Below are 3673 nucleotides of genomic sequence, written 5' to 3' on the forward strand. Positions count from 1 at the left end.
GTGGCCGAGCACGAACGCGTGGCCCGCTGGGTCCTGGAGAACCTGATCAACGTCGGCAGCGTCGACCGCGGCTTCCGCGCCGCTCGACGCACGCCTGCGCGGCTGACGCTCCCGCAGCCGCTGCGCCGCGACCTCGGCACGGCGCCGGTCCATGGTGTAGGTGAAGCGGCGCCGCTCCTGGCCTCGCAGATACACGATGTACGCGCTCAGGAGCGCGGCCGGTGCGGCGGGCGCCCAGAGGAACGCGAGCCCGCCGACCGCGGCGACGATCGTGCCGATCGTGAAGGCGACGAACAGCATCACCGTCGTACGCCGACGGCGCGCGAGCACCTTCGTGCGCCGGGCGCGCGCGGCGGCTTCCGCCGACGCGGCCCGCCGGGCGTGCGACTGCTGAGGCCGCGCGGCGGACTGACCCGGGGCCTGTGCCGAAGCCTGCGCCTGGGCCTGGGCCTGCGCGTGCGCCTGCGCCTGCGCCTGCGAGTTCACCTGGGCCTTCACGGTGGGCTTGGCCGGGGGCTTCGCCGCGGGCTGGGCCTGGGACCGTGCCGGAGGCTGCTGCGTCGGCGGCCTCGCCGAGGGCTGCTGCGCCTGGGGTTTGACCGGCGCCTTGCCCTGCGGCTCGGGCCGCTCTTCCTGTCCGCTCTGTCCGCCCTGTCGGTGCGGAGGCGCGACGAAGGCCCGGACGTCCACCGAGCCGGTGACGTTGTCCGGGTCGCGCGACTCCTCCTCTTCAGGCGAGCGCGCTTGCAGGTCCTTGGCGTACCGGCGCTCCATCCCCGCCCGTCCGGACAAGAGCCGGATGGCGGTGCTGAAGCGTTCCGTCGGACGGGCTTCATTGAGCTCGTCCTGCCTACGGAGCCACATCGGCACCAAGTAGGCGGCCCAGGCCCCGACGATGACTGCGTAGATGAGGCCGCTGCTGCTCACGCCTCACACGGTAGAGGGGTTTGGTTGAGGCCATCTGCCAATTGAGCCGGTGTGTCGCACGATCTGGCTGATATCTCGAACTTTTTTTGTGACTGATGCGATCAACAGGCCACCGGGACCGTGAAATTAATGCCTCAGAGGGACCAAGTCGGGCCCCAGACGGTCGATCACCGATCAATTTCAAACACTTATTCTATTTACGCGGTGTTCCGAGGTCGTGCCTGGTGCCAGCGCCGCAGCAACCCTTCCGGTACCTCTTCCGCGGTGAGCGCGAAGACAAGATGGTCGCGCCAGGCACCGTCGATGTGGAGATAACGTGGACGGAGCCCCTCCTCGCGGAATCCGAGTTTCTCCACGACCCTGCGACTTGGCCCGTTCTCGGGGCGAATACAGACCTCGATACGATGCAGCCCGACCGACCGGAAGCAATGGTCGACCGCGAGGGCGACGGCGGTCGGCATCACACCGCGGCCCGCGACCGACTGGTCGACCCAGTAGCCGACATGGCCCGAGCACATCGACCCCCAGGTGATCCCGGCGACCGTCAACTGCCCTACGAGCCGCCCCTGGTACTCGATCACGAAGGGCAGCATGCGCCCGGCGTGCGCCTCGGCGCGCAGATGCCGGACCATCTGACGGTACGTCGGGCGGTGCACGATCGGGCCGCTGGGCGTGGGCGGCGGGATGGTCGCCTCCCAGGGGCGCAGCCAGTCCCGGTTGCGCCGGTTGACCTCACGCCAGGGCCTCTGGTCGCGCATCTTTATCGGACGGAGGGCGACATCGCCGTCCGTCAGCTCGACGGGCCAGGAAGGGCTGTTCAGCTCGCACCACCCGCGGGTCTGGGATGGTCGCCGCCCCGGAGCTGCTCGATGGCGTGCGTGAGCAGGGGCTCCAGGACGGCCAGGCCGTCCCGTACGCCGCCGGTGGAGCCCGGCAGGTTCACGATGAGCGTGCGCCCGGCGACTCCGGCGAGACCTCGGGACAGCGCGGCCGTGGGGATCTTCTCCCTGCCGTAGGCGCGGATCGCCTCCGGGATGCCCGGCACTTCGTGGTCGATGACGGCGCGGGTGGCCTCGGGGGTGCGGTCGGTGGGCGAGATGCCGGTGCCGCCTGTGGTGAGGATCACGTCGTATCCTGCGGCGGATCCGGCGCGCAGGGCCTGCTCGACGGGGTCGCCGTCGGGGACGACCTGGGGGCCTTCGACCTCGAAGCCGAGCGCGGCAAGCGCCTCGGCGATGATCGGGCCTCCCCGGTCGGCGTAGACGCCTGCGGCGGCGCGGTTGGAGGCCGTGACGACGAGCGCGCGGTAAGCCGTCATGCTCCGGCTCCTTCGCGGCTCCAGTCCCCGGACTTGCCGCCGGTCTTCTCCTCGACGCGTACGTCCGTGATGACCGCGCCCTTGTCGACGGCCTTGACCATGTCGATCACCGTGAGGGCTGCGACGGTCACGGCGGTGAGGGCCTCCATCTCGACGCCCGTACGGTCCGTCGTCTTCACGGTGGCGAGGATCGCGACGGCGTCGTCCTCTACGGAGAGGTCGAGTTTCACTCCGGAGACGGCCAGCGGGTGGCAGAGCGGGATCAGGTCGGGCGTGCGTTTGGCGCCCATGATGCCCGCGATCCGCGCGGTGGCCAGGGCGTCGCCCTTGGGGACGCCTTCCCCGCGCAGCAGCTCGATCACGCGGGGCGAGACCAGGACGCGGCCACTGGCGCGGGCGGTGCGCGCGGTCACGTCCTTCGCGGATACGTCGACCATGCGGGCGGCGCCCGCCTCATCGATGTGCGTCAGTCGCTGCTCGTCAGGGGGTCCGGGGGTCTCCCCCCGGGAAATCGCAGTCATGTGCTGTGGCGCTCCCGGTCCGGGCCCTCCCGCGGTGCGGCGCAAGGGGGCCTATGTGCGCGACACCGTACCGCGCGGGAGCGCCTTTCAGCCGAGCAGGACCACTTCGACGTCGGCGCCCGGCTCCACCGATGTGGTGTCCTCCGGGACGACGATCAGCGCGTTCGCGTGCGCGAGGGCCGCGACGAGGTGGGAGCCCGCGCCGCCCACGGGACGCACGCTGCCCGCATCGGCGTCGTACTGCCCGCGCAGAAACTGCCGCTTCCCCGCAGGGGAGGTCATCGCCTTGTCGGCGGCGAGCACCGCGCGCGCCGTGGGCCGGTGGACGTCAGCAAGGCCCATCAGGGCGCGCACCGCGGGACGCACGAAGATCTCGAAGGAGACGTACGACGACACCGGGTTGCCCGGCAGGGCGAGCAGGGGGGTGTGGTCGGGGCCGATGGAGCCGAAGCCCTGCGGCTTGCCCGGCTGCATGGCGAGCTTGCGGAACTCGATGCCGCTGCCCGCCTCGTCCTCGTCCCCGATCGAGGAGAGGGCCTCCTTCACCACGTCGTACGCGCCGACGCTGACGCCGCCCGTGGTGACGATGAGGTCGGCGCGGATCAGCTGGTCCTCGATGGTGGAGCGCAGCGTCTCGGCGTCGTCGGCGACGGCGCCCACGCGGTAGGCGATGGCTCCGGCGTCGCGGGCGGCGGCGGTGAGGGCGAAGCTGTTGGAGTCGTAGATCTGGCCCTTGGCCAACTCCTCGCCGGGCTGGACCAGTTCGCTGCCAGTGGACATGACGACCACGCGGGGGCGCGGGCGCACCTTGACCGTGCCGCCGCCGATCGCGGCGAGCAGGCCGATCTGCGGGGCGCCGAGGACCGTGCCCGCGGTCAGTGCGCGGTCGCCGGCCTGGACGTCGCTG

5 protein-coding genes are annotated in these 3673 nt (G+C 71.3%); all 5 read right to left on the bottom strand.

The annotated features are described in order from the left end of the window. Positions 1-927 (bottom strand): divisome protein SepX/GlpR (gene sepX / locus ABD378_RS11950; RefSeq protein ID WP_344520610.1); only part of this gene is annotated, 927 nt, incomplete at its 3' end. 197 nt (positions 928-1124) lie between these two features. Next, positions 1125-1748, bottom strand: coding sequence for a GNAT family N-acetyltransferase (locus ABD378_RS11955; protein WP_272902883.1), 624 nt, complete (start codon positions 1746-1748; stop codon positions 1125-1127). Next, positions 1745-2245 carry a MogA/MoaB family molybdenum cofactor biosynthesis protein gene (locus ABD378_RS11960; protein WP_344520611.1) on the bottom strand — a complete coding sequence of 167 codons (501 nt, stop codon included), beginning with the start codon at positions 2243-2245 and terminating at the stop codon, positions 1745-1747. Before ABD378_RS11960 ends, ABD378_RS11955 begins: the two co-directional genes overlap by 4 nt. After that, positions 2242-2766 carry a cyclic pyranopterin monophosphate synthase MoaC gene (moaC, locus tag ABD378_RS11965; protein WP_344520612.1) on the bottom strand — a complete coding sequence of 175 codons (525 nt, stop codon included), beginning with the start codon at positions 2764-2766 and terminating at the stop codon, positions 2242-2244. The genes ABD378_RS11960 and moaC overlap by 4 nt, the downstream gene beginning before the upstream one ends. Positions 2767-2853: 87 nt before the next feature. Beyond that, the coding region (locus ABD378_RS11970) for a molybdopterin molybdotransferase MoeA (protein ID WP_344520613.1) at positions 2854-3673 on the bottom strand (820 nt) is incomplete at its 5' end.

The organism is Streptomyces rectiviolaceus (assembly GCF_039533825.1).
Classification (GTDB): Bacteria; Actinomycetota; Actinomycetes; order Streptomycetales; family Streptomycetaceae; genus Streptomyces; species Streptomyces rectiviolaceus.

Excerpts from the sequence above, each read along its gene's own strand:
- ABD378_RS11960 (WP_344520611.1), bottom strand. The coding sequence starts at position 2,245 with ATGACGGCTTACCGCGCGCTCGTCGTCACGGCCTCCAACCGCGCCGCC.
- moaC (WP_344520612.1), bottom strand. The coding sequence starts at position 2,766 with ATGACTGCGATTTCCCGGGGGGAGACCCCCGGACCCCCTGACGAGCAG.